The following is a 24,703-nucleotide window of genomic DNA, read 5'->3' as shown; positions in this document are numbered from 1 at the left end:
GTTTCTCAGGCAGGACAGCAATGAATGACGATATTATCCGCCCCGACCCGGATGCGTTGCTAAAGCACGTAGAGGGGGAGCCGCGTGGGCGGTTAAAAATCTTTTTTGGCGCCAGCGCCGGCGTCGGGAAAACCTGGTCGATGCTGCAGGAAGCACATCGATTGCGCGCCCAGGGATTGGACGTACTGATTGGCGTAGTGGAAACCCACGGGCGCAAAGAAACGGCGGCGCTGCTGGATGGACTGGCGCTGCTGGCTCGCCGCCATTCGGCGCGGCACAACCACGCGGAGTTCGATCTTGATGCTGCGCTGGCGCGTCATCCGGCGGTGATTCTGATTGACGAACTGGCCCATAGCAACGCGCCGGGATCGCGCCATCCAAAGCGCTGGCAGGATGTTGAAGAGCTGCTGGCGGCGGGCATTGACGTGATGACGACGGTTAACGTTCAGCATCTGGAAAGCCTGAATGACGTGGTCAGCGGCATTACCGGCATCCGGGTGCGGGAAACGGTGCCCGATCCGTTTTTTGATTCAGCTAATGAAGTCGTGTTGGTCGATCTGCCACCGGATGACCTGCTGCTGCGGCTAAAAGAAGGCAAGGTTTACGTCGGTGACCGCGCTGAGCGCGCGATCGAAAACTTCTTTCGCAAAGGCAATCTCTTTGCGCTGCGCGAGCTGGCGCTGCTGCGGACCGCCGATCGGGTCGATGACCAGATGCGGCTCTGGCGCGACAGCCATGGCCGCGAGAAGGTCTGGCATACCCGCGACGCTATTCTCTTATGCATCGGGGACAATACCGGCAGTGAAAAGCTGGTGCGCATTGCCGCACGTCTGGCGGCGAAGCTTGGCAGCGACTGGCATGCGGTCTATGTCGAAACGCCCCGCCTGCACGGCGTCCCGGAAGCGCGTCGCCGCGCCGTGTTGCGCACGCTGCAGCTGGCAAGAGAGCTGGGCGCCGAAACCGCCACGCTGTCCGATCCCAGCGAAACGGGGGCGATACTGCGCTATGCCAGAGAGCATAACCTCGGCAAGATCGTGATCGGCCGCACGCCGGGAATGCACCGCTGGCGCCGGGAGCGGTTTCTGCGGCGCCTCGGCCAGTCTGCCCCCGATCTCGATCTGCTGGTGGTGGCGCTGGATGACGCACTGACTGCCGGCTCCGCGCTTCCCCCGGTAGGCCGCACCTTCTCCGGCGAGAAATGGCGTCGACAGATGCAGGGCTGTGCGGCGGCGGCATTATTATGCATATTCATCACTTTTATCGGCCGCTGGCTGCTGCCGGGGGTTGATTCGGTCAACCTGGTGATGATCTACCTGCTGGGCGTGGTGATTGTGGCGCTGCGCTATGGTCGCTGGCCATCGGTGATCGCCGCACTGCTGAACGTCGTTGCTTTTGATCTCACCTTTATTTCGCCAACCGGCACCCTGGCGGTATCGGATATGCAGTATCTGGTGACCTTCGGCGTGATGCTGGCCGTCGGCACCCTGGTCGGTAACCTGACGGCGGGCGTGCGTTACCAGGCCCGCGTGGCGCGCTACCGGGAGCAGCGGGCGCGTCGGCTGTATGAGCTGGCGCAATCGCTGGGGCGCGCGCTGTCGCAGCAGGATATCGCCAGCGTCAGTCAGCGCACCGTTGACAGTACGCTTGGCGCCCGTAGCGAGCTGCTGCTGCTTGATGAACAAGGCGCGCTGTTTATGCCCGGCGAAAAGCGTCTTAGCGTGCTGCCGGACCAGGCGATCGCCCGCTGGAGCATTGATAAAGGCCAGCCTGCCGGGGCAGGAACCGATACGTTGCCGGCGGTGCCTTATCAGATGTTGCCGCTGAAAACAGCGCAGCGGACCTATGGGCTGCTGATTATTGAGCCCAATAATCTGCGTCAGCTGATGATCCCGGAGCAGCAGCAGCTGGTTAACACCTTTACTGCGCTGATTGCCAGTGCGCTGGAGCGGCTCCAACTGGCGCAGCGCGAGGAGGTTGCCCGGCTGGCCGCCGAGCGTGAACAGCTGCGCAACGCGCTGCTGTCAGCCCTTTCCCATGATTTACGTACGCCGCTGACGGTGTTGTTCAGCCAGGCGGAGATTCTGACGCTGGACCTGGCGAATGCCGATTCAAAACATGCCGCTCAGGCAAATCAAATCCGGCAGCAGACGCTGAACACTATCCGGCTGGTGAATAATCTGCTGGATATGGCCCGCTTACAGTCCGGCGGATTTCGTCTGCATAGCGAGTGGATGGCGCTGGATGAGCTGATTGGCGGCGCGTTGCAAAACCTGGCGCCGCTGTTAGGTACGCGCCAGGTGCAGCTTGATTTGCCGGCGGAGATGCTGCTGCTGCAGGTAGATGGTCCTCTGATGGAACGGGTATTTGCCAATCTGCTGGAAAATGCGCTGAAATATGCCGGCGATGCGGCCCAGCTTGGCATTACGGCCCGCTGTTCAGAAAATAATATGCTGGCTATCAGCGTCTGGGATTCCGGGCGCGGCATTGCACCCGGGCAGGAGGGAAGCATCTTCGAGAAGTTTGCCCGCGGTAGCAAAGAATCCGCCGTGCCGGGCGTCGGGCTGGGCCTGGCGATCTGCCAGGCGATTGTTGATATTCACGGCGGTAAAATCAGCGCCAGCAATCGGCCGGAGGGCGGCGCCTGCTTTACCTTCACGCTGCCGCTGGGGGCGCCGCCCGCTTTGCCGTAGCGGCGCCGTGGCTCCTCAGGTCAGTCGCTCGGCAATAAATCCCGCAGCGGCCCGGGCGCCGGCCGCTGAAATGGTGTGGCCGGTCGATGGCTCAAACTGGGTCGTCACCGGGTAGCCGAGATCGCGCAGCTGCCCGGCCGCCCGTTCGCTTTCAGCATAGGGAATAACCGGGTCGATCATGCCGTGGACCAGCAGCAGCGGCGCGATTGCCGGCTTCAGCGGCGGCGTCGATGCCAGGCGGCCGGAAAAAGCCACCACCCCTGCGACCGGCCAGCGCCCGGAGGCGACGGCGTCGAGCGCCATGATCGCGCCCTGAGAAAAACCGACCAGCACTACCTTATCCAACTTATCTGTCATCTGCTGCAGAATGCGCTCAAGGATTCGATCGAAGCTGGCGCGGGCGTCAGCCACGCGCTGTGGCCGGTTTTCCGCTGTGACGCCGTCCAGCGCGAACCACTGATAGCCCGCGCCGTGGGGAAAACGTTCGGGCGCGTTTGGGCTGGCAAATTTCACCCCTGGCAGGTCAGGCGCCCAGCGTGCTGCCAGTCCGGCCAGGTCGTCGCCATTACTGCCAAAACCGTGCAAAAGAATCGCTAAACCGTCTGCCATATCTTTCCTCTTACGCTGTAAGAAACCGTATAAGTATTGTGCGTGCAGAGCGCCTGACTGCGTAAGGTTTACGTGCGGTAGTCGCACATTGGCAAGGGTCTTTTCCCGATCAAGCTCAATCAATCTGCAACAAAAAACCAGAGTTTGGCGATGCTGCCCCGATACCGGCATTTTGCACTAAGCTTTGCAGGATTCGTGGGAAAAATGAGAAATTAATAATGCTGTCTCAACGATTTGAACGCCTGATTGATGTTTTCAAGGATGCGCCCGGCGATACGCCGCCCAACCGGGTCTGGGCATTTTATTATTACTATTTGCGCCAGGTCTGGCCCAGCTTTGCAATACTGCTGCTGGTCGGGCTTATTGCCTCTCTGATCGAGGTGGCGCTGTTTAGCTACCTGAGTCGCATCATCGATCTGACCAACTCGACGCCGCCGCATGAACTTTTTAGCCGGCACGCCGGAGAGCTGATCTGGATGGTGGTGGTGGCGCTGTTGCTGCGGCCGATTTTTATCGGCCTGCACGACTTGCTGGTGCACCAGACCATTAACCCCGGCATGACCAGCATGATTCGCTGGCAGAACCATAATTACGTTCTGCGCCAGAGCCTTAATTTCTTCCAGAGCGACTTTGCCGGACGTATTGCCCAGCGGATCATGCAAACCGGCAATGCATTACGTGATTCCGCCGTGCAGGCGGTAGATGCCATCTGGCACGTGCTGATCTATGCCATCACCTCACTGGTGCTGTTCGCGGAAGCAGACTGGCGGCTGATGATCCCACTCATTCTGTGGATTATCGGTTACGTGCTCTGCATGTGGTATTTCGTCCCACGGGTGAAGGCCCGCTCTGTCGCCTCATCCGAGGCGCGCTCGAAGCTGATGGGCACCATCGTTGATGGTTACACCAATATCACCACCTTAAAGCTTTTTGCTCACAGCGCGCTGGAGAAGCAATACGCCCGTCAGGCGATTGGCGAGCAAACCGAGAAAAACCGGCTGGCCGGGCGCATGGTGACCGGCATGGACGTGGCCATTACCACGCTTAACGGCTTTCTGATTGTCGGTACTACCGGGCTGGCGCTCTGGCTCTGGACCCAGTCGCTGATAAGCGTCGGCGCCATTGCTCTGGCCACCGGTCTGGTGATTCGCATCGTTAACATGTCCGGCTGGATTATGTGGGTGGTAAACGGCATTTTTGAAAATATCGGCATGGTGCAGGACGGCCTGCAAACCATCGCTCAGCCGGTGAAGGTTTCCGATCGGCCGGATGCCCAGGCGCTGCGGGTTGAACGCGGTGAAATAGACTTTGACGGCGTGCAGTTTAATTATGGCGGCGACCGACCGGTCATTGAGGGGCTTAAGCTGACGATTCAGCCGGGTGAGAAGATCGGTTTAATCGGTCCGTCGGGGGCCGGCAAGTCGACGCTGGTCAATCTGCTGATGCGTCTTTACGATCTGAACGGCGGCCGCATTGTGATCGATGGTCAGGACATTGCCCAGGTGAGTCAGGAAAGTCTGCGGGCGCAGATTGGCATGATCACCCAGGATACCTCGCTGCTGCATCGTTCGATTCGCGATAATCTGCTGTACGGACGTCCCGGCGCGTCTGCCGATGAGCTGCGTCAGGCGATCCATCGCGCACGTGCCGATGAGTTTATCCCCCAGCTGTACGACGATCAGGGGCGCACCGGTCTTGATGCGCACGTCGGCGAGCGCGGCGTGAAGCTATCCGGCGGGCAGCGCCAGCGTATCGCCATCGCCAGGGTGCTGCTAAAGGATGCGCCGATTCTGGTGATGGATGAGGCTACCTCGGCGCTGGATTCGGAGGTTGAAGCGGCGATTCAGGAGAGCCTGGAGGATCTGATGCAGGGGAAAACGGTTATCGCCATTGCCCACCGCTTGTCCACCATCGCTAAAATGGACCGGCTGGTGGTGCTGCAAAAAGGCAAAATTGTTGAAATCGGCAACCACCAGCAGTTGCTGGAGCAAAACGGCCTGTATGCCCGCCTGTGGCGCCATCAGACCGGTGGTTTTGTCGGCGAGCTTTGAGCGCCGGCTTTTAGCCGGCGGCGCGATTACGCCTGACGATGATAAGGCAACGCCTGGCGCGCCTCCTGCGCCCATGCTTCCACCGCCGGTCCCTCCTGTTGCAGATAATCCGCAACCGCCTCATGCAGGCCGGGATGACGCAGCAGGTGCCATGAACGGGTCAGCACCGGCTCAAAGCCGCGTACCAACTTATGTTCTCCCTGAGCGCCAGCGTCAAAGCGGCTCAGTCCGTTAGCCATCATATAATCCATCCCCTGATAGAAGCAGGTTTCAAAGTGCAAGTGGTCAAACTCCGCCAGGCAGCCCCAGTAGCGACCGTAGAAGGTGTGATCATCGACCAGACTGAATGCCATTGCGACCGGTTTATCATCCCGCCGGGCGATAACGACCCGGATAGCGGCAGGCATGCGCTCAGCCAGCAGGCTGAAAAACAGGCGATTAAGATAGGGGCGCTGTCCACGTACCGCATAGGTATTGGCATAGCAGACATAGATAAAATCCCACTGACTTTGCGTGAGTTCATCTCCCTGGTACCAGCAGAAATTAAATCCCTTATCGCGCACAGCCTGACGCTCTTTGCGCATATTTTTGCGTTTGCGTGACATCAGGGTATCAAGAAAGTCACTGAAATCGCGGTACTGGCGGTTATGCCAGTGATACTGGCAGCCAGCGCGCGCCAGCCATCCCGGCAGCTGTGCCAGCAGCGGGTCGGTCTGCGTATCGGTAAAATTAATATGCCCGCTATGCAGTCCGGCCTCCGCCAGCCAGGCGGGCAGCTGCGCAAGGAGGCGGCCTGCTGCCTGCGGCTCTCCCGCTATGCGGGCGCCGGTAACCGGGCTAAAAGGAACGGCGCAAAGCCATTTCGGATAATATTCCACCCCTGCGCGCTGGCAGGCGTCCGCCCAGGCGTGATCGAAAACATATTCGCCGTACGAATGGTGCTTACGATAGCCGGGCATGGCGGCCATCACCATACCCTGTTCCTGCCACAGTAGATGCTGTGGCTGCCAACCGGTTTCGCGCCGGATGCAGCCGCTCTCTTCCAGCGCGCTGAGGAAGGCATGGCGTACAAAGGGCTGATTATCGGTGAGCAAGGCATCCCAGTCGGCGGCGGCAATATCAGTTATCGCATTAAGACGTATTAGCGACATTTCTGGCTCCGGTGAACATCGTTATGGCTACGTTGAACGTTTTCCCCGGTCCGATCAATCACCTTATGTGCCAGATATAACCAAACTGAATTGGTCTTAGGTCGGGGCGAGTGTTACCAATAAAGTAAAATCTGAGAGGGGGCAAAGCGTTTGACGCGCTTCACATAATGAAAATCCGCTGGGTATTCCTGTGCTTGCGTTGACCCCAAATATGCGCGCCCGCCGTTATATTTGCCAGAAAGCTATTGCATCGCGATAGAATTTTGCCACCCTTAAAAAAAGGCCCCTTAACGAATGGGTTACTATTGGGATGAGACTGTATACCGAACGACTTTGCCTGCGCCCTGTTAGCCCGGATGATAGCGAACCGCTGTTTGCTATTTATGGCGATCCGGCGACCAACCAGTTTAATCCAGCGGGGCCATTTCCCGATCGTGAGCACGCCAATTTGGTGCTGAGCGGCTGGCTGGCACACTGGCGCCAGCACGGGTTCGGGATCTGGGCAATTTCACTGCGCCATGAGCCCTATAAGACGCTGGGATTCGGCGGTATTTCCAGACGTGAAGTGGCAAGCGAAACGATCAATAATCTTGGCTACCGTTTTGCCTGCGACGCCTGGGGACAGGGGCTGGCGACAGAGTGTGCCCGGGTTATACTTCATCACAGTTTTCATCAGCTTAATATGCCGGAAGTCGCCGCCACGGTGCGGCAAAATCATCTGGCGTCGCAGCGGGTGTTGCAAAAAATTGGGTTGCAGCTGCGCGGGCATATTGATGATGTGCCGGGGGCGCCTGCCAGCCTGTTGTTTCGGCTACGGCACGAAGAATGGCGCGTGCAAACCTATGAGCAGGGCGCAGGGCCGGTTGCCTGAAGGCTATTGAAAGCAGCGGCGTTTTGGCGCGTTGGCTACCGGCAAAAATACAGCGTAATAAAGGATAGCGTGATGGCGCAGCAGCATATTGTGGTAATCGGCGGCGGGACGGCAGGGTTGGGCGTGATTGCCAGCTTAATGAAACGAAATAAACAGCTGGCGATAACGCTAATTGAACCGCAGGAATATCACTATTATCAGCCGGGCTGGACGCTGGTTGGCGGCGGGGAATACAGCCAGCAAAAAACGCGGCGTCCGCTGCGCGATCTGATTCCCGAAGGCGTCCGCTGGCATCAGGATGCCGTCAGCCGGGTCGAAGCAGAAAGCCAGGTGGTGCACACTGCCGGCGGGCAAACGTTGTCATACGACGTCCTGCTGGTTTGCTGCGGCCTGACGCTACACTGGGATAAAATTGAAGGCCTGGAGGAAACGTTGGGTAAAAACGGCGTAACCTCTAATTACCGTTACGATTTGGCGCCTTATACCTGGCAGCTGGTACAGCAATTAGAGCAGGGCACCGCGCTTTTCACTCAGCCGCCGGTGCCGATTAAATGTGCCGGCGCACCGCAAAAAGCCCTCTATCTTTCCTGCGACTACTGGCAAAAGCAGCGCCGACTCGGGCAGATTAAAACCGAGTTTTGCATCGCTGGCCAGCAGCTGTTCAGCGTCAGCGATTTTATTCCGGAACTTGAACGCTGGCTGCAGCACTACCATGCGCAGGTTAACTATAGCTGCAAACTGGTGAGGGTCGACGGCGCTAATCGTCAGGCCTGGTTTGAGCAGCCGGGCGCCGGAGGCGAAACGGTGCGGGTGCAGAAATCATTCGACATGCTGCACGTCGTTCCGCCGCAGCTGCCGCCGGTGTTTATTGCCGACAGCGGGTTGGGTAATGAAGCAGGCTGGTGCGAGGTGGATGAAAAAACCTTGCAGCATAAGCGTTTTGCCTCGGTATTTGCCCTTGGCGACGCGGTATCGACATCGAACTCCAAAACTGCGGCGGCAGCGCGCAAACAGATGGTTATCGTGGCGCGTAATGTGGTGAGTTTTTTGCGCCAGCAGCCGCTCACGGCCGATTATGATGGTTACAGCTCCTGCCCGCTGACGGTTGCGCGTGGTAAAGTTGTACTGGCGGAATTTGGTTACAATGGGCGTTTGTTGCCGACCTTCCCCGTTAACCCGCTAAAACCGCACTGGTTCGGATGGTTTCTTAAGGCACGCTTTTTACCCTGGTTTTACTGGAAGGGGATTTTACAAGGCGTAGAGTGGTTCACCGCTTGTAAGCCAAAGCGATAGCCGCTACGGTACTGACGCTGGCTTTTTTATCGCCTGAGCGCGCTCCCCGCGCCCGGATTAACGGCTTAATAACCAGGCTTTGACCTGGCAGGTTGCTACTGAGATCGGCGTCGTTTAGCACGCTATTAGACCCAGGCGGCAAAGACCGCAAACGGGATAAACATAACAACAGGAATTCTGGATGCTTAGTCGACGCCGGTTATTACAGGGGGCCGGTGCTTTCATATTATCAATGAGCGCAGGTAAGCTGATGGCAACCGAAGATATGATCCCATTATGGCCTGATGAGCCGCCCGGCGGCGGCGGTCCCTCCGGCAAGGTGAATATTTCGCTTAATGGATCATGGTCGAATATCGCCATCCCCGGTTTGCGGCGCCTGGTGCCGGCAAATCCTAACGGCGAAGCGGTGCTGATTGCTGCCGGCGGCGGCTATCGCTGGATTGGCATGGGCGGTGAAGCCTGGCCGGTTGCCAGCTGGCTGAATAAGCTGGGTTATACCGCCTATGTTCTTAGCTATCGGCTGCCGCATGAAGGCTGGCAGGCCGGTAGCTACGCGCCGCTACAGGACGCGCAGCGGGCGATTCGCCTGGTCCGTTCGATGGAGCGCAAAGTTCACCTGCTGGGCTTTTCCGCCGGTGGTCACTTGCTGGGCATGGCGGCGGCCAGACCGGATTATGCCTCCTATCCGCCGGTCGATAGCCTCGATCAAATCGTACCGAGCGCTGATACTATCGGGCTTATCTACGCGGTGGTAACGCTGGAAGAGCCTTATACTCATACCAATACCCATCGTATGCTGGTGGGTGACAATGCCTCATCCACCGAAGAAGCCAACTGGTCAGTGCAGAATTACGTCAGCCGCCATTTTCCGCCGACTTTCCTGGCCCAGGCGGATGACGACAACATTTCCAGTCCCCATAATCTGCTGATCATGCAGGACGCCTGCCGTAAGCAAAAAGTCCCGGTGCAACTGATTAAAATTACCCGCGGTGGTCATGGTTTCGGCCTGGGCAAAGCCGGCACTCCCGCCGCTATCTGGGATGAAGCTTATGCTTCGTGGCTGCAAACGCACACCTGAGTTGGCAGCGCCGACGCATCAGACTATGCCGAAAAGCCGGCGCCGGGTTGGCTCGCGTTCCGCTCAGCGCGCCGGCTGCGCAACAACCCGTGCGCTATTTTTCATCGCCGCCGCCTCATGGCAACGTTGAACTGTTATCCTCAGTGCTTTGCGTATCACAAGGGAGGATAATCAATGAACCCGATAGCGTTGGCACAAAAGCTTCAGGCGCTTGCCCAGTCTGGCCTTACCTTCAGCAAAGATAAATTTGATATTGAACGCTATGAACAGCTGCGCGCGCTGGCCGCACAGCTGATGGCGCAACAGTTTTCTACCGATCCCCGGCAGGTACTGACAAGCTTTTCTCAGCAGCAAGGATACGCCACGCCGAAGGTGGACAGTCGGGCGCTGATCGTGCGCGATGGCAAAGTGCTAATGGTCCGGGAAGCAGAGGATGGCGGCTGGTGCTTACCCGGCGGCTGGGTGGATGTCGGCGATGCGCCAAGGCAGGCTGCCGAGCGTGAAGTACAGGAGGAAACCGGCCTGCATGTACGGGCTACGCGTCTGCTCGGCGTATGGGATCGCAACCAGCACGGTCATCCGCCACATCCGTTTCACATCTATAAGCTGATTTTTTTGTGTGAGGAGCTGGGCGGCGAGCTGGCAATCAGCCATGAATCGCTGGATATCGGCTTCTTTGATCCTGACGAACTGCCGCCGCTGTCGCTGACGCGCATCGTACCGATAGAGATTGAAACCAGCCTGCGCATTGCCCGTGAGGGCAGCGAGCCGTGGTGTGATTAGTCTGCTGCGATGATCCGTGCTTATTTAACTGCGGCTGGCGTAGAGCTATGCCGGCCAGGGAGGTGGTAGTGTTAGCGGGAGTGTTGTTTGCCATGGCGGCGGGCTGCTTATGGGGATTGATTTTTGTCGGACCGCTGGTGGTGCCCGACTATCCGGGCATTATGCAGTCAGCCGGGCGCTATGTTGCTTTCGGACTGATCGCCGTACCGCTGGCATGGCACGATCAACGCCGGCTGCGGCAGCTGAATAGCGGCGACTGGATGGAAGCGTTAAAGCTGAGCCTGGTGGGAAATCTGCTCTATTATGCGTTTCTGGCCAGTGCTATTCAGCGCACTGGCGCGCCGGTTTCCACTATGCTGATCGGTACACTGCCGGTGGTTATCTCGATCAGCGCCAACTTTTTCTACGGTCATCTGGAAGGGCGGCTTTCCTGGCGAAGCCTGACGCCGGCGCTGCTGCTGATACTGGCTGGCTTGCTGTGCGTTAATTTTGCCGAGCTTGATGCGCGCCAGGGACCGGTTGACCTGCCAGGCTATCTGATGGGGATCGGGCTGGCGCTGCTGGCTGTAGTTTGCTGGACCTGGTATCCACTGCGCAACGCCCGCTGGCTGCGTATGCATCCACAGGCGCGGCCGGCAACGTGGGCGACGGCGCAGGGGCTGATGACGCTGCCGCTGGCGCTGCTGGCATGGGGGCTGGCCTGCGCCCAGCTGATGCTGACGCAGCCGGCATTTTCGCTGCCTTTCGGCCCGCGGCCAGCAACGTTTCTCAGCCTGATGCTGGCAATCGGCCTGCTGTGCTCCTGGCTGGGGGCCATGTGCTGGAACACCGCCTGCCAGCGCCTGCCGACGGTGATTGTCGGGCCGCTGATCGTATTCGAAATCCTGTTTGGCCTGCTGTGGACCTTTGTCTGGCGGCAAAGCTGGCCGCCGATGCTGACGCTGTGCGGCATTGTTTGCCTGATGGCGGGCGTCATCGCGGCGATGCGGATAAAACCGCAGCCGGTGGTGGTTGAGGTGCGTTAAATTGCTGCCGTAGCGGTTGCGCTGTGCCGCCGGTCCGGTCACGCGACACCTTTGCCGGCGTTGCAAGGTGAGTGATGAAACAAAGATAAGAGGTAAATGCCGGTAAATACGGCATAATCATGTTAACAGTCACGGCATAGCTGCTTATACTTTTGACTAACTTTGCCTGCAATTTGATCCATTTAGAGGTGGACATGAAAGAGATCATCAATGGATTCCTGAGTTTTCAGGAAAACGTGTTTCCTGAAAGACGCGAGCTGTTCAGGGGGCTTGCTTCCAGCCAAAGTCCGAAGGCGCTGTTTATTTCCTGTTCTGACAGCCGTCTGGTGCCGGAATTGGTGACCCAGCAGGAGCCGGGCCAGCTGTTTGTTATTCGCAACGCGGGCAACATCATTCCGCCGTTCGGACCGGAGCCCGGCGGGGTTTCCGCCACCATTGAATATGCGGTGCTGGCGCTGGGCGTCAGCGATATCATCATCTGCGGCCATTCAAACTGCGGCGCGATGAAAGCCATTGCCACCTGCCAGTGTCTCGACAATATGCCGGCAGTATCCCACTGGCTGCGCTACTCGGACGCGGCGAAATCGGTAGTGGATGAGAAGTCCTATTCCAGCGAAGAAGATAAAGTGAATGCCATGGTGCAGGAGAACGTCATTGCCCAGCTTTACAACATTCGCACCCATCCGTCGGTATCGGTAGCCCTGCGTAACCGCACCATCCGGCTGCACGGCTGGGTATACGATATCGAAACCGGCGTTATCCACGCGCTGGAGCATAAGTCCGAGCGCTTTGTCTTATTGTCAGATAACCCGGAAACCTTTTTCGAATAGGCGGGTTTCTGCGGGCAGAAAGCGTATTTCTGCCCGTTATCTTTATGGGTGTTGATTATCTTTTTCGCCGCCATATTAATAGAAAATCGTAAGCGCCAGCGTGCTTTTATGGCGATACATTTTTTATGTCTGCTATCATGTTTCTTATTTTTGTTAATGGCGCTGAGTATTATTCTATGGGAGTATATTTTATGCGTAATTTATTTTTATGATTAAAATTTAAATATCCCCCGCCAGAAAAATAAAGAGAGATGAAATGTCTGAAGAAATAACCATAGAGTTAGCGATAAGAAATGAACATGGATTACATGCTCGTCCGGCTGCGGTATTGGTGAAGCTAATAAAGTCTTTCCAGAGCGACATTATGGTCAGCAATCTTGACGGGAGCGGGCAGGCGGTTAACGGCCGTAGCATGATGAAGCTGGTTTCTCTGGGAGTTAAAAAGGGCCATCGCCTGCGCTTTTCGGTCACCGGCGAGGATGCCGACGCCGCGGTCGCCGCGCTTCGCAGCGAAATCGCCAGCGGCCTTGGCGAATAGCGCAAAGCAATAAACCAGCCTGTGCGCTGGTTTATGCCCTGAGCCGGGTATTTATGCGCCCGCCTGCCGGCGATCAGCTCAGTCGCTCTTCGGCGGAAAGATTTTTCTTCATCAGTAAAATCAAGGCGGTGGAAATGATGACCCCCACCAGCGTCGACAGTAAAAACAGCAGTGGGTGCCCCACCAACGGAATAACAAATACCCCGCCGTGCGGTGCAGGATAGGTGACGCTAAACAGCATGGCCAGCGAGCCAGCGATGCCCGACCCCACCATCAGAGAAGGTAATATCACCAATGGGTTGCTGGCGGCGAAAGGTATCGCGCCTTCAGCAATAAAGGAGAGCCCGAGAATATAATTAGCCTTGGCTGCTTCGCACTGGCTGGCAGTAAATTTATTTTTAGCGATATTAGCAGCCAATGCCACGGCAAGTGAAGGCACCATGCCGCTGGCAACGGCGGCGGCCATAACATAATAATTACCGCTTGCCAGTACGCCGACGCTAAATAAATAAGCGGCTTTGTTTATTGGCCCGCCTAAGTCAGCTGCCAGCATGGCGCCAATAATAAAGCCCAGTAAAACTTTATTTGTCGATCCAATATCATTCAGGAAATGAATAACGGCGTTATTTACCTCGCCCATAAAAGGATTGATTAATGCCACGGTAATAAAACCAACGATAAATACGCTGAGCAGGGGATAAAGCAGCACCGGCTTTAAGCCTTCAAATGAGGCGGGCAGCGGGCTAAGCAGGCGGCGCAGTGCTTTGATCAGATAGCCGGCGATAAACCCGGCGACGATGGCGCCAAGAAAACCGCTGCCGCCAGTGTTAGCCAGCAGGCCACCGACCATGCCGGGCGCAAAGCCGGGCCGGTCGCCAATGGCGTAGGCGATATAGCCACTCATGACCGGAATGAACAGGGTAAAGGCGGCGCCGCCGATCTGCTTGATGACCTGCGCCAGATAGCTGTAGCTGGCATCCTGCGGATCGGCGGAATTTATTCCCCAGAGAAATGACAGGGCGATCAGTATCCCGCCGGCGATAACGAATGGCAGCATGTTAGATACGCCGTTCATCAGCGAACCGTATACGCCAGGGGTGGTTTTACCGCTGGCGGGCTGCGAGCCGGTTTGTGGGCGATATTCTGCCGCTTCCAGCGCCTGATTAATCATTTGTTGCGCATCGCGTATTCCCTGGGAAACGCTGCCGTAATGCAGCGGTTTACCGGCGAAGCGCGCCATTTCCACTTTGGTATCGGCGGCGATAATCACCGCCTTCGCCCGTGCGATATCCTGCGCCGTCAGGCCGTTACCGGTTCCCGCGGCGCCGTTGGTTTCCACCTTAATCTTATAGCCCATGCTGACGGCGGCTTTTTCCAGGTTCTCTGCGGCCATAAAGGTATGGGCAATGCCGGTCGGGCAGGCGGTTACCGCCACCAGAAATTGCGCAGATGCTGCTGGTTGTGCGTGGTCGTTGCCTGTTACGGCGGGTTTATCCGCCGGCGCGTCCGTCGGCGGCTCCTGCTGCTGTAATAGCTGCATTACTCGTTCAGCATCAGGGGCATCCAGCAGCGCCTGACGAAAGTTATCATCCATCAGCCAGCGACACAGGCGGGTGATAATTTCCAGGTGCTGGTCCTCTGACTTTTCAGGCACCGCAATGACGAATATCAGCGAGACCGGCTCATCGTCCTGCTCATCCCATTGCATTGGCTGCAGGCTGCGAACAAACAGCAGGCATGGGGCGTGAATAAAATCGCCCTGCGCGTGAGGAATCGCCACGCCTTCACCCACGGCGGTGGTTGAAAGCCTTTCCCTTTCATTCAGCAGGTCGATGAGCGCTGCCTGCCGATCAGCGGCAATTTTTCCCGCTGCCGTCATTTTTTCGGCACACAGGCGAAACAGCTGCTGTTTGTCCGTGGCGGCGAAATCTAAAACAATCTGCGCCGGGGTCAGTAGTTCTGATAATGTCATTTGCAGGCTCTCCTGGTGGTACAGAAGGTGAATTCAGGGCTTCAGGCGCGAGTTGCGTCCTTGCAGCCATCAGGTCAGGGTTAACTTACCCGGGCGAATCACCCGGCTGCGGATAGCTCTCGCGCAGCAGCCGTTCGGCCAGTAGCGACCAGCCGCTTTCATTGACCGTCGCGGCGAGACGCCGATCCCAGCTATCGAGCTGGTCCAGCGCCAGCAGAGGCAGCGAGGTCAGCTGGGGATAAATCACCACCTTGCCGGTAAAACGCCCGGTCTTCACCGCCTGTAGCCCCTCTTTCAGGGTCATCAAGCCGCCAATTGCCGCAACGTTAAAGTCGGGAAGCGCTTCGCCGCTGGCTATTTTCTCCAGTACCCGCAGCTGGTCCTGCACCGAGGAGCCGCTGCTGGCGCTGATGGTTACCTGCTGCCAGGCGACCTGACCAAGCGGCAGCGGGCCATGCTGGCCGTAGCGGGTGCCGGAGAACAGCACCAGCAGGCCGTCATCGGCGAGAAAATCAACAACTTCGCTGAGCGGCTCAATGCCCGGCGCGCAGACCACGATGTCGGTCGCTCCCTGCGAGCCGACTAGCCGGGCCATCTCTGCGGCAAAGTCAGGGGTGGTTTGCAGCGCCAGATAGTAAACCTCGATGCCGGCGGCGTTTATCAGCCCGGCGAAATCGCTGGCCATACGCTCAAGGCGGTGAGGGCTGTTGCCAGTAACGATGATCTTTGCCGGTGCGCGGGCGCTTTTCAGCGCGCGCTGCAGATGAATGCGTCCCATGGTGCCGCCGCCGCCGGAGAGGATCAGCGTTCCCCCTGGCTGATAGTCGTAACGATAGCGCTGGCGGGAGAAGGCATCCGACAGGCGACGCGAGCGAGCGCCCAGCAGGCTGAGGTTGTGGTAGTGAATTTGGGCAATATCTGCCGCGACCATTGCCTGCGGTTCGCTGTCCGGCAGCCAGCACAGCAGGCCGTTAACCGCCATCCCTGCCGTCAGCCGGCTAAGCGTTGCGCCATCGGGGTTGCCGAGAATGATAATGTCATCAAACTGCCGCGCCGGCAGCTGCGGCTGATAATCGTAGTGCCGATCGGGCAGGCCGCTGACGCTGCGGCGAAAGGCTTCAGCGTCGCCGACTAGCGTGATACGGCTCGCGGTAAGCGGCATATCCAGTATAAAGGGCTGCTGGCTGTCTTCTGCCAGCCAGATAAGCAGGTCGCCCTGTGCTTTCATGTCAGAGCGGGAGTGCTGCACAAATGCTGCTTCAACGCAGGCCAGCGGCTCGGTTTGCGCCAGCGCCGCGTCGCTAATCGCCGGGTCGGCGGCAAAAGCGCAGCAGCCGTTATCCGAGGTAAACACCTCTTTTCCTAACAGAACGTATTGCGCCATGCCGCCCGCAACGTTGACGCCGATGCAAAAGCGCTCGCCGTTGAGCCAGACGTCAGGCTGTACGCCAAAGCGCTTACCAGGCGGCCAGTCGCGCAGCCTGTCGGCGCCGCAGGCAACAACCGTCAGCGCAAGCTCATGCCCCAGTACCGCCGGGTGGCGGCTAAAATCACGATCTTTGAACAGCGGATAATCGTTAGCCATTTCGATCATTTTCACATCCGAGGCGCAGATCGACACCGCATCGACGCGCGCCAGCACCTCTCCTGGCCCGGGCTGCGGCAGCGGGCACGCTTCCGGCTGCGAGTCTGCGCCGAAGGTTGCCATCCCCTGGCCGCGATAAATCCAGCAAAGCTGGCTATCCGGTAAATGCATCATGAGCCTCCACGTTTTTACTTAGCGTCTGATGACGGCAGTAATCGCTCAACCTGGCGTGCGGCAACATACAGGTGATACAGCGTCGATGCCGGCGCGGGCTGCGCTGAGCGTTGGCCGTGCGCGTTTATCTCGTCACAATAGGGTCGCCCGGTCTCACCGGTTACATAATGTGCCATCAGCTGTTCGCAGTGATGCTCAAGCCGTTCAGGCGCGGCACTATCTTCGGTCTCCAGGCAGGCGACGACATCGGCCTTCAGACGTTCAGTCTGGCACCACAGGCGACATTCAGCGCGATAAGCCGTACCGTCAGCGTTAATTTCATTCATCACCGCGCCGCTGGTTTTATTTTCGCCGTAGCTTATGGCGAAGCGCTGCAGCGCTGACCGCCATGGCCGGGTATCGACGCCGGCGATGGTTTGATACTGGTATAAAAGCCAGGTCCATTCATGGTGATGGCCGGGATCAAGGTGCTGTGATTGTGGCAAATCGGGTCGCCAGCCGGCAGCGAAAAACTCCATCAGGCACTGGCGCTGCGTATCAAATAGATGCTGGTGAAACAGGGTAAACAGGCGATGAGCCTCCTGTTCCCAGCGCTTGTCGCCCGTCAATTGCCACCAGCCGATCATGGCTTCAAACAGATGCATATTAGGATTCTGGCTGAGTAAGGGCGGACGCCGGGCGTTTAGCGCATAGCCGCCCTCAGCCAGCGCAAGATGCTGCTGCATCCAGTCGTGAATCCGGTGCGCCCGTTGAAGAAAGCGGGACTCGCCGGTCAGCGCAAACAGCTCGCTGAGCGCCAGCAGAGCAAATGCCTGTTCGTAGGCGTTTTGCTGGCGGGCGTTTTCATCATCGGCGTTGGAAAAGTAAAAAATTCCAGCGGCATCGCGAAAGGGCGCCAGCCCGTGCTCCAGCACCTTAGACAGCGTGTTACCGGCATCCAGCCAGCCGCTGCGGGTCGCGTGGGCGTAAACATACAGCTGGCGATTTTGCACGCGGCTGCGAATAACCGGCGTGACGTTGGGTAATGACTCGGCGAAGCAACGCGTGCCGTCGGCCAGGCTTATCACTCCCTGATGCAGAAAGCGCGGCAGGGCCGTTTGCTGCATCCAGTCGACAAACTGACGGGCGCTGGTCAGCATCATGCCACCCCCGCCTGACGCACGCTTGCCACGATAATGCCAATTTCCTGCGGCTGCTGGCAGCGGATACGATAGCGTCCGAGGGCGGCCGGAATAATCACCGTTTCGGCATAGTGGATAGGAAAGGGGGGGAAGCGTTCATCCGGGCTTTCGATCACGGCCTGCTGACCCTCAACCAGGTTGAGCATCTGGAATTCGCCGCCGGTATCTATCTCCGCCGATTGTGTTATCCAGTAGCGGTGGGTATCGATAAACTCCAGCTCATGCAGGCCGGTACGTTCACTGCGCCACCCCGCGGCTTTCTCACCGGGCACCACGCGATGAATCAGCTGCTCGCGGCACCAGTCGGTATCGCGTTCTGCCAGCATCACCCGGCGGCCATGATCAAGGTGAACCGGGCGCGGTTTATTATCCAGCCCCAGCCGGCCCCAGTCCCAGAGCTTAAATGTGAAAATGTAGGGCGTGGCAGAGATCTCAAGGATCATGGCATTTTTGCCGGAGCAGTGTACCGTTCCGGCGGGGATCAGCACGTGGTCGTGCTTTTTCACCGGAAAGCAATTGACGTATTTTTCCGCCGCCAGCTCGCCGCTTTGCTGGGCCGCTTCAATCGCTTCCACCAGCTGCTGTTTACCAACGCCGGTGCGGAAACCGAGCCAGACGCTGGCATCCTCTCCGGCATCCAGAATGTAATAGCTTTCATCCTGGGTGTAATGCATGCCAAAGTGCTGCTGGATATAATCGGTGGACGGATGTACCTGCAGGCTGAGGTTGCCGCCACCCATGGTATCCAGAAAGTCAAAACGAATGGGGAACTCCGCGCCGAAGCGCGCATAGTTGCGCTCTCCCAGCAGGCCCGCTGGACGCGCCAGCACCAGATTGATGGCGGGCATGGTTAGCGTGGTGCCGTTATAGCGCAGCGTCAGGCTGTTTTCTTCCGGCACGCCGTCAAAGCACCAGGCGTAATTTTTCGCGGTCGGCGGCAGATCGCAGACCTCTTCCATCCATTTGCCACCCCAGACGCCGGGATCAAAGAACGGGTTGAGGCGAAAAGGGGTCTTCAGGCAGGCATCAAGCCCGGCGTGGAAGGCTGCGTTATCAACCATTGTGACCGGCTGGGACAGGGTATCGAGATAAAAATCCAGCGGGTCAAATAGCGTGCGCTTATGGCGGTCGGCGATGCGCCACTCCCAGAAGAAGCCACGTTTGTACTTACGCAAAATGTCTTCCTGCGGGTTTACTGTCAGCCAGTTGCTGGCGCCTGCTCGCCAGTCAAGCTGGCGCTGCCAACGGGGATAGTCGGCATAAATCAGCAGATCGCCCTGGGCTAACAGCGCGGCGCCGGTGCCGATAACAATCCGCGTTTCACTGTCGTCCGAGAGCGCATGCTGCAACGCTGCAACGGCCTCAGGCAGCAGGTAATCGCTCAGCCGGGCGCAGCTCATCACGCCAAAAACCCGATCGTCGGTTAGCGTGTCCGCCAGGCGATTATCTAACGCGCTGTCGCGCAGATAGCAATCATCGGCATCCAGCCAGCGGGCCGCGGATAATTCGGCAACGCCACTCAGGGCCTGACGGATGGCTGCTTTATCAACGCCCGGATAGCAGTCAATGACCACGCATTTGCCGTCAGCGCCGGCCAGGGCCGCCACGATTTTCCCGGCTATATCCTGCCAGCCCCGGCAGGTTTCGCCGCGACCCTGGACGTTGACTGTCGGAAATTTGTCATAGTTCGCCGGATGTTTCAGGTAGCCCATTCTTCACTCCGTAAGTTAATCGATTAACCTTTAAATTGATTAAAAGGTAGACCAAAAAAAATCGCAAAGAAAGAGGGTAAAAAACGACATTAATATTAATTAATTGATATTAAAATAATTAATTTCGATCGAATTTTAAGCGCATCACAAATTCGTGATCGCTATCAGAAAATGATGTTTGTTTATTAGACAGAAAAAAGGTAAATCGAATAACCTTTCGTTAATTCACTATGGAGTTACGATGATGAAGCCACTCGCAGTTCATTTCGGCGCTGGCGCGTTAGGGAGAGGATTGGTTATTCCGTTTTTATGCCAAAGTGGCTACCGGGTGGTTGCTGTTGATAACGATCGGGCGCTGATTGACAGCCTCAGACAGCATGGCGGCTACGATATTTTACTGACCGACACCAGCGAAATTCAGCATATTGCGTTAGCGGATGTGGCGTACGCGCGGGATGAACGCCTGGACGACTGGCTTAAGCAGGCCAGCGTGATTACCACCTCGGTGCGCAAAGAAAATCTGCATCACGTGGCGGCGCGGTTAAAAGGCATCGCGCCGTCGAGCGTTATTTGCTGTGAAAACATTGAGTACAGCGGCGATTTCTTTGCCGCGCAAATGGTGCAGGCGGGGATAAACCCACAGGGCTGGCATCTGCCGGACTGCATGGTGGATCGCATCTGCGCCGCCCGCTGGCCGGATTCGCTGCGGGTGGAAACCGAGAGCTGGGGCTCCGTTTGCGTGCAGGCGCTGGCGGGCGCAGTGGTACCGGATAAATTTGAAACCACCCCGCATATTGAGCACCGCTTCCAGGAAAAGCGCATTCTGGTGAATACCTATGCTGATGGCATCGCCTTTCTTGGCGCGGCTGCAGGCTTTCATTATCTGTTTGAGGCGGCGGCGGACGAGCGCATCAATGCCGCAATCTCGGACTATATGCAATTAATGAAACGCGGGTTGCAGCTGGAGTGCGGGCTGGACGATGCCTACCTTGAGCGCATGGCGCAAATGCATCGCCGACATTTGAGTAATGGGGCGATTAAGCGCGATCTGGCAAGCGTTGCGCGTAACTTTCTGGAAAAAATCCGCCCGACAGAACGCTTTATTTACCCTCTTATCCAGTTGCAGCAGCGTGGGATAAATATTGATGCCGCTATCCCCTTTCTTAATCAATTAATTACCAGCTGGGCAAGCCAGCAGCCAGACAGCGCGCAGGCCTGTGCGCAGGCGCTAAAAAATATTGATAACGCTGAAATCGTTAGCAAACTTGGGAACGCTTTATGACCGCGATAATTTTTGCCGCACACGGTTTGTCCGCCCCCGGCATGAAAGACAGCGTCGAGATGGTGGTCGGCCCGCAGACGCATTTTTATACGCTGATGCTGTCACAGGAAGAAGGCATTGCCCCCTTTAAGGCCGCGCTTACCGGGCTAGTTAATCGCCTCCGAAGCGATGGCGGCCAGCAGATCTTAATTCTTACCGATATGCCAGCCGGGACGCCCTATAACCTCAGCGTGCAGCTGGCGCTTGAACTGCCGGATATCGCTGTGCTTTCCGGCGCTAATTTCCCAATGGTGCTGACCGCGCTGGAGCAGGCCGACGATTCGCTCGACGAGCTAACCCATCAGGTCATTGAAACCGGGCGCAGCGCTATCGCCAGGTTTCAGGAAGTGACCGCGACGGAGGACGATTTTTGATATGGCCATTTCCTTTTTACGTATTGATGATCGGCTGATCCACGGGCAGATGGCCGCCAGTTGGATCGGCTCCAGCCCCTGCGACGGTATCGTGGTGGTCGACGATGATGCGGCCGCGAACGAGATACAAAAGAAAGTGCTGTTGTCTATTTTGCCTTCGGTAAAAACCTGGGTGTTTTCCATTAGCGAAGCCACGGAAAAATTGCCCAAAGTTATTGAATCGCAGAAGCAATATTACGTGGTGGTTCGCAGCGCTTCGGCGCTGAACCGTCTTGCCGGGCAGATCCCACAGCTGCTGAAAGCCCGCAGTAAGGTTAACGTTGGCCCGTTGTCAAAGCGGGCGGACGCCATTGCTGTCAATAAAGGACAAAGTATCGTTCCTGAAGAGATCCCGGCGTTCCGGCAGCTCGCCGGGCTGGGGTTTTCCATTGAGTTTCGCCTGCTGCCGGATACCGTTGCGGTAAGCTGGGAAAGCGTGGCGAAAAAATTAGCCGGGTGATGCGATGATTGAAATTAACGTTTTCCAGGCGGCGCTGATTGGTATTGGTTGTTACCTTGGCGCGCTAACCACGCCCTGGCTGCTCGGCCTGACTGGCGGCTGGTACACGCTGTCACGACCGCTGGTCGCGGCCTTTATTACCGGGCTTATCGTCGGTGATGTCGGACACGCGATTATTATCGGCGTTGCGGTGCAGACGGTGTATATCGCCTTCGTCTCTCCCGGCAACGCGATGCCGCAGGATCTTAACTTTGTCGCCTGGCTGGCACTGCCGCTGGCGATCCTCTCCGGGCAGGATGCCAGGGTTGCGGTAACGCTGGCGGCGACGATTGGCGTCGCCGGAACGATCATTTTTAACTTTACCATGCTGTCTAACGTCTACTGGAATACCCGCGCTGACCGGGCGCTGGCATCGCAGAATAAAGCCGCCTGGCAGCGCAATGCGATTTGGTTTCCGCAGATCAGCAACTTTATTGTGCGCTTTTTTCCGGTATTTTTTGCCTGCCTGTATGGTCCGAAATACATTGAGCTGCTGGTTAACCTGATGCCGGCATCGTTAATGCACGTTGTCAGCGTATTTGGCGGCGTGCTGCCCGCGGTGGGTATTGCCATGCTAATGCGTCAGGCGATTATTGAGAAAACCATGCTGATCTATTTCCTGTTTGGATTTGTCTGCGTGGTATTTATGAAAGTTAATATGATAGCCCTGGTCATTATCAGCCTGCTGTTAGCGTTAATTCATTACAAATATAAACCGGTTAAGCAAACCTCCACCGTCAGTGATTCTGAGGATGAATTCTAATGTCACAGCATAATAATATTGATGACGTCAGCGGAAATCATGGGCAGGCTGAAAATAAGCCCGTCATGCTTGATGCTGCAATCTTAAGAAAAAGCTGGCTAAACTGGGCGATGCATAATATTACCGTGGCGTCTTATGACCGCATGGAAGGGCACGGTTTTGTTAAGTCTCTGATGCCGGCCGTGGAAAAGTTTTACCCCGATGATAAAGCCCGCCAGGCCGAAGTATTAACCCCCCACGTAGCCTATTTCAATACTGAGCCGCAGCTCGGCGCGATGATCCCCGGCATTGTTATTGGCATGGAGGAACAGCGCGCGCGCGGCGAGCCTATCGATGCGAATACCATTCAGACGATTAAAAACTCGCTGATGGGACCGCTGGCAGGTATTGGCGATTCGTCAATCCAGGGGACGCTGATCCCGGTGCTATTGAGCATTGCGATTTCGCTATCGCAGGGCGGTTCGGTGCTGGGGCCGATTTTTTATATTCTGGCGTTTAACTTACTGATTGTCGGCCTGAGCTATCGCGTTTTCCATTCGGGCTATCGCATGGGGGTAAAAGCAGTCGATCTGTTTGTCAGCGACAACGCGAATAAGTTACGTGAATGTATGTCTATTATTGGCGTGACGGTGATTGGTGGTATCGCCTCAACTTATATTACGCTGTCGACGCCGTTAACGTTTAACTCCGGTAAGGTAAACATTAACGCGCAGAATATTCTTGACGGTATTTTCCCCCATTTGCTACCGTTACTGGCCGTTCTCGGCGTCTGGATGCTGCTAACAAGGTTCAGGTTATCCGTGGTTAAAACGATGTTGGTTACCCTCGCTGTGTCCGGTGTCGGCGCGTTCATAGGCATCTTCTGATGGAGTAAAGGCATGGCAAAGCGCGCAACGGTGGCCGATGTTGCGGCACTGGCGAAAGTCTCGTCAGCTACGGTTTCCAACGTAATCGGCAACAGGTCTGGCAAGGTATCGACGCGAACCCGCCAGCGGGTTTTAGAGGCCATTAGCGCGCTTAATTATACCTACAATGAAAACGCCGCGACGCTGCGCAGCAATAAATCCAATATCATTGGCCTGGTTATTCACGACCTGAGCAACCCTTATTACACCGAACTGATCGCTAAAATTAATCGTCAGCTGGCAAAAAAAGGCTACGCGACCATCCTTGCCTGCTCCGATGAAAACCTCGAAAGCCAGCAAAGTTATCTGCACCTTATGCAGCGCCATAACGCGCTGGCGGTTCTGCTATGTCCGACCTGGGATACCAGCGGGGAGCATCTCGCCGCCTGGCATGATTTAAGCCCAACGATTACCTTTTTGCGCCCGGTCGGCAGTCATGAAAGTGACTTTATTGGCATCGATAACTATCAGGCGGCCTACGATCTCACCCGCCAGCTGATCGCCGATGGACACCGGCAGCTGGCGTTTATCGGCGGCAGCCAAAGCTCCCGGCTGCGCCGCCAGCGTTTGCAGGGCTGGAAAGATGCTCATGAGGATGCGGGGATTAGCTGGAATGATGCGCACATTTTGTACTGCTCATCCAGTATGAGTGCCGGTTCAGCGGCAGTGATGCAGCTTTTTCAACAAACCAGCGACGTTACGGCGCTGGTTTGCTATCAGGATATTGTGGCGTTTGGCGCCATGAACGCCCTGCACTATATGGGTAAAACGGTCGGCGGCGAGATTGCGGTAACCGGCTTTGACGGTCTGAGCGACGCCGAAGGCTGGCTACCGTCGCTGACCACCGCCGAAGTGCAGATTGCCGTGTTGGCCGAACATATTGTCGACCGGCTGCTGGCCCGGCTGGAAAAGCCGCAGGAGCCGCCGAGCGTTACCCTGCTGCATGCGCATATTCACTGGCGGGCGTCATCCCACGGTGATGTCGATAGCAGTCACGCCCGGTGAGGTAGAGGAAGGGCCGTTGCATCACCTGAGTCAACATAGGCTCATCACTAAATGAGAGCTACAACAGCCGTTATTACCGGCTAAGGCCGTGGATTTGGTCAGGCTCTGGCTATCTGGTCGGTGCGGGAGGGGATTGAGGTGGATGTCTGCGCGCGGCGGCATGCTGATACCCGGCAAACCTGTCGCATCATCGCGGCTGAAGGCGGCGTTGCTAAAAACCGGCCGTATTTAAAAATTTAATCTTTTTTTGAAAG

At 57.0% G+C, this 24,703-nt stretch carries 20 protein-coding genes and 2 pseudogenes; 16 read left to right on the top strand and 6 right to left on the bottom strand.

The annotated features are described in order from the left end of the window. Window positions 1-20 precede the first annotated feature (20 nt). Window positions 21-2,690 carry a two-component system sensor histidine kinase KdpD gene (gene kdpD, locus BTJ39_RS19535; RefSeq protein ID WP_078004391.1) on the top strand — a complete coding sequence of 890 codons (2,670 nt, stop codon included), beginning with the start codon at window positions 21-23 and terminating at the stop codon, window positions 2,688-2,690. A gap of 15 nt (window positions 2,691-2,705) precedes the next feature. Here the strand turns inward: kdpD and BTJ39_RS19530 are convergent, their stop codons facing one another. Further along, complete coding sequence (locus BTJ39_RS19530) at window positions 2,706-3,299, bottom strand: alpha/beta hydrolase (protein WP_078004390.1); 594 nt, start codon at window positions 3,297-3,299, stop codon at window positions 2,706-2,708. Window positions 3,300-3,517: 218 nt separating this feature from the next. Here BTJ39_RS19530 and BTJ39_RS19525 point away from each other — a divergent pair, with 218 nt between their 5' ends. Further along, window positions 3,518-5,350, top strand: a complete 1,833-nt coding sequence (locus BTJ39_RS19525; protein WP_078004389.1) for an ABC transporter ATP-binding protein — start codon at window positions 3,518-3,520, stop codon at window positions 5,348-5,350. Window positions 5,351-5,376: 26 nt separating this feature from the next. Here BTJ39_RS19525 and BTJ39_RS19520 read toward each other — a convergent pair whose 3' ends face one another. Further along, window positions 5,377-6,501 (bottom strand): GNAT family N-acetyltransferase, encoded by a 1,125-nt coding sequence (locus tag BTJ39_RS19520; RefSeq protein WP_078004388.1) that lies wholly within the window; start codon window positions 6,499-6,501, stop codon window positions 5,377-5,379. 310 nt (window positions 6,502-6,811) lie between these two features. Between BTJ39_RS19520 and BTJ39_RS19515 the strand changes: the two genes are divergently transcribed. From BTJ39_RS19515 to BTJ39_RS19485, 7 genes and pseudogenes are all read left to right on the top strand, one after another. Further along, on the top strand, window positions 6,812-7,372 hold the full coding sequence (locus BTJ39_RS19515) for a GNAT family N-acetyltransferase (protein WP_078004387.1): 561 nt from the start codon (window positions 6,812-6,814) through the stop codon (window positions 7,370-7,372). 72 nt (window positions 7,373-7,444) lie between these two features. After that, window positions 7,445-8,665, top strand: coding sequence for an NAD(P)/FAD-dependent oxidoreductase (locus BTJ39_RS19510; RefSeq protein ID WP_078004386.1), 1,221 nt, complete (start codon window positions 7,445-7,447; stop codon window positions 8,663-8,665). A 181-nt stretch (window positions 8,666-8,846) separates the two neighbouring features. Next, window positions 8,847-9,743 (top strand): alpha/beta hydrolase, encoded by an 897-nt coding sequence (locus BTJ39_RS19505; RefSeq protein ID WP_078004385.1) that lies wholly within the window; start codon window positions 8,847-8,849, stop codon window positions 9,741-9,743. A gap of 174 nt (window positions 9,744-9,917) precedes the next feature. After that, a complete protein-coding gene (locus BTJ39_RS19500) occupies window positions 9,918-10,526 on the top strand; it encodes an NUDIX hydrolase (protein ID WP_078004384.1) in 609 nt (202 codons plus the stop codon). Window positions 10,527-10,594: 68 nt separating this feature from the next. Continuing rightward, window positions 10,595-11,551 (top strand): DMT family transporter, encoded by a 957-nt coding sequence (locus BTJ39_RS19495; RefSeq protein ID WP_078004414.1) that lies wholly within the window; start codon window positions 10,595-10,597, stop codon window positions 11,549-11,551. Window positions 11,552-11,745: 194 nt separating this feature from the next. Continuing rightward, entirely contained in the window at window positions 11,746-12,381 is a 636-nt protein-coding gene (locus BTJ39_RS19490) for a carbonic anhydrase (RefSeq protein WP_078004383.1), read from the top strand. A gap of 250 nt (window positions 12,382-12,631) precedes the next feature. Next, window positions 12,632-12,919 (top strand): annotated as a pseudogene (locus BTJ39_RS19485) (HPr family phosphocarrier protein); the annotation flags it as partial. A gap of 73 nt (window positions 12,920-12,992) precedes the next feature. On the opposite strand, the gene BTJ39_RS19480 reads toward BTJ39_RS19485, so the two are convergent. From BTJ39_RS19480 to BTJ39_RS19465, 4 genes are all read right to left on the bottom strand, one after another. Continuing rightward, window positions 12,993-14,891, bottom strand: a complete 1,899-nt coding sequence (locus BTJ39_RS19480; RefSeq protein WP_078004381.1) for a PTS fructose transporter subunit IIABC — start codon at window positions 14,889-14,891, stop codon at window positions 12,993-12,995. 85 nt (window positions 14,892-14,976) lie between these two features. Further along, entirely contained in the window at window positions 14,977-16,650 is a 1,674-nt protein-coding gene (locus BTJ39_RS19475; protein ID WP_241825952.1) for an alcohol dehydrogenase catalytic domain-containing protein, read from the bottom strand. Between the two features lie 14 nt (window positions 16,651-16,664). After that, entirely contained in the window at window positions 16,665-17,792 is a 1,128-nt protein-coding gene (locus BTJ39_RS19470; RefSeq protein WP_241825951.1) for an AGE family epimerase/isomerase, read from the bottom strand. Further along, a complete protein-coding gene (locus tag BTJ39_RS19465; RefSeq protein WP_078004380.1) occupies window positions 17,789-19,543 on the bottom strand; it encodes a class I mannose-6-phosphate isomerase in 1,755 nt (584 codons plus the stop codon). The genes BTJ39_RS19470 and BTJ39_RS19465 overlap by 4 nt, the downstream gene beginning before the upstream one ends. A gap of 241 nt (window positions 19,544-19,784) precedes the next feature. On the opposite strand from BTJ39_RS19465, the gene BTJ39_RS19460 reads away from it, so the two are divergent. The 7 genes and pseudogenes from BTJ39_RS19460 to BTJ39_RS25195 form a co-directional block, all read left to right on the top strand. Further along, window positions 19,785-20,825 (top strand): mannitol dehydrogenase family protein, encoded by a 1,041-nt coding sequence (locus BTJ39_RS19460; protein ID WP_241825950.1) that lies wholly within the window; start codon window positions 19,785-19,787, stop codon window positions 20,823-20,825. Further along, window positions 20,822-21,238, top strand: a complete 417-nt coding sequence (locus BTJ39_RS19455; protein WP_078004379.1) for a PTS sugar transporter subunit IIA — start codon at window positions 20,822-20,824, stop codon at window positions 21,236-21,238. Before BTJ39_RS19460 ends, BTJ39_RS19455 begins: the two co-directional genes overlap by 4 nt. A gap of 1 nt (window position 21,239) precedes the next feature. Next, window positions 21,240-21,737 (top strand): PTS sugar transporter subunit IIB, encoded by a 498-nt coding sequence (locus BTJ39_RS19450; RefSeq protein ID WP_078004378.1) that lies wholly within the window; start codon window positions 21,240-21,242, stop codon window positions 21,735-21,737. Between the two features lie 4 nt (window positions 21,738-21,741). Further along, window positions 21,742-22,539 (top strand): PTS mannose/fructose/sorbose/N-acetylgalactosamine transporter subunit IIC, encoded by a 798-nt coding sequence (locus tag BTJ39_RS19445; protein WP_078004377.1) that lies wholly within the window; start codon window positions 21,742-21,744, stop codon window positions 22,537-22,539. Further along, complete coding sequence (locus BTJ39_RS19440) at window positions 22,539-23,405, top strand: PTS system mannose/fructose/sorbose family transporter subunit IID (RefSeq protein WP_078004376.1); 867 nt, start codon at window positions 22,539-22,541, stop codon at window positions 23,403-23,405. Before BTJ39_RS19445 ends, BTJ39_RS19440 begins: the two co-directional genes overlap by 1 nt. 12 nt (window positions 23,406-23,417) lie before the next feature. Beyond that, complete coding sequence (locus tag BTJ39_RS19435) at window positions 23,418-24,449, top strand: LacI family DNA-binding transcriptional regulator (protein WP_078004375.1); 1,032 nt, start codon at window positions 23,418-23,420, stop codon at window positions 24,447-24,449. Window positions 24,450-24,554: 105 nt separating this feature from the next. Then, window positions 24,555-24,665 (top strand): annotated as a pseudogene (locus tag BTJ39_RS25195) (deoxygluconate dehydrogenase); the annotation flags it as partial. Window positions 24,666-24,703 lie beyond the last annotated feature (38 nt).

It is taken from the genome of Izhakiella australiensis (assembly GCF_002006995.1).
GTDB classification, from domain to species: domain Bacteria; phylum Pseudomonadota; class Gammaproteobacteria; order Enterobacterales; family Enterobacteriaceae; genus Izhakiella; species Izhakiella australiensis.
This window is presented reverse-complemented; position numbering and strand designations above follow the sequence as displayed.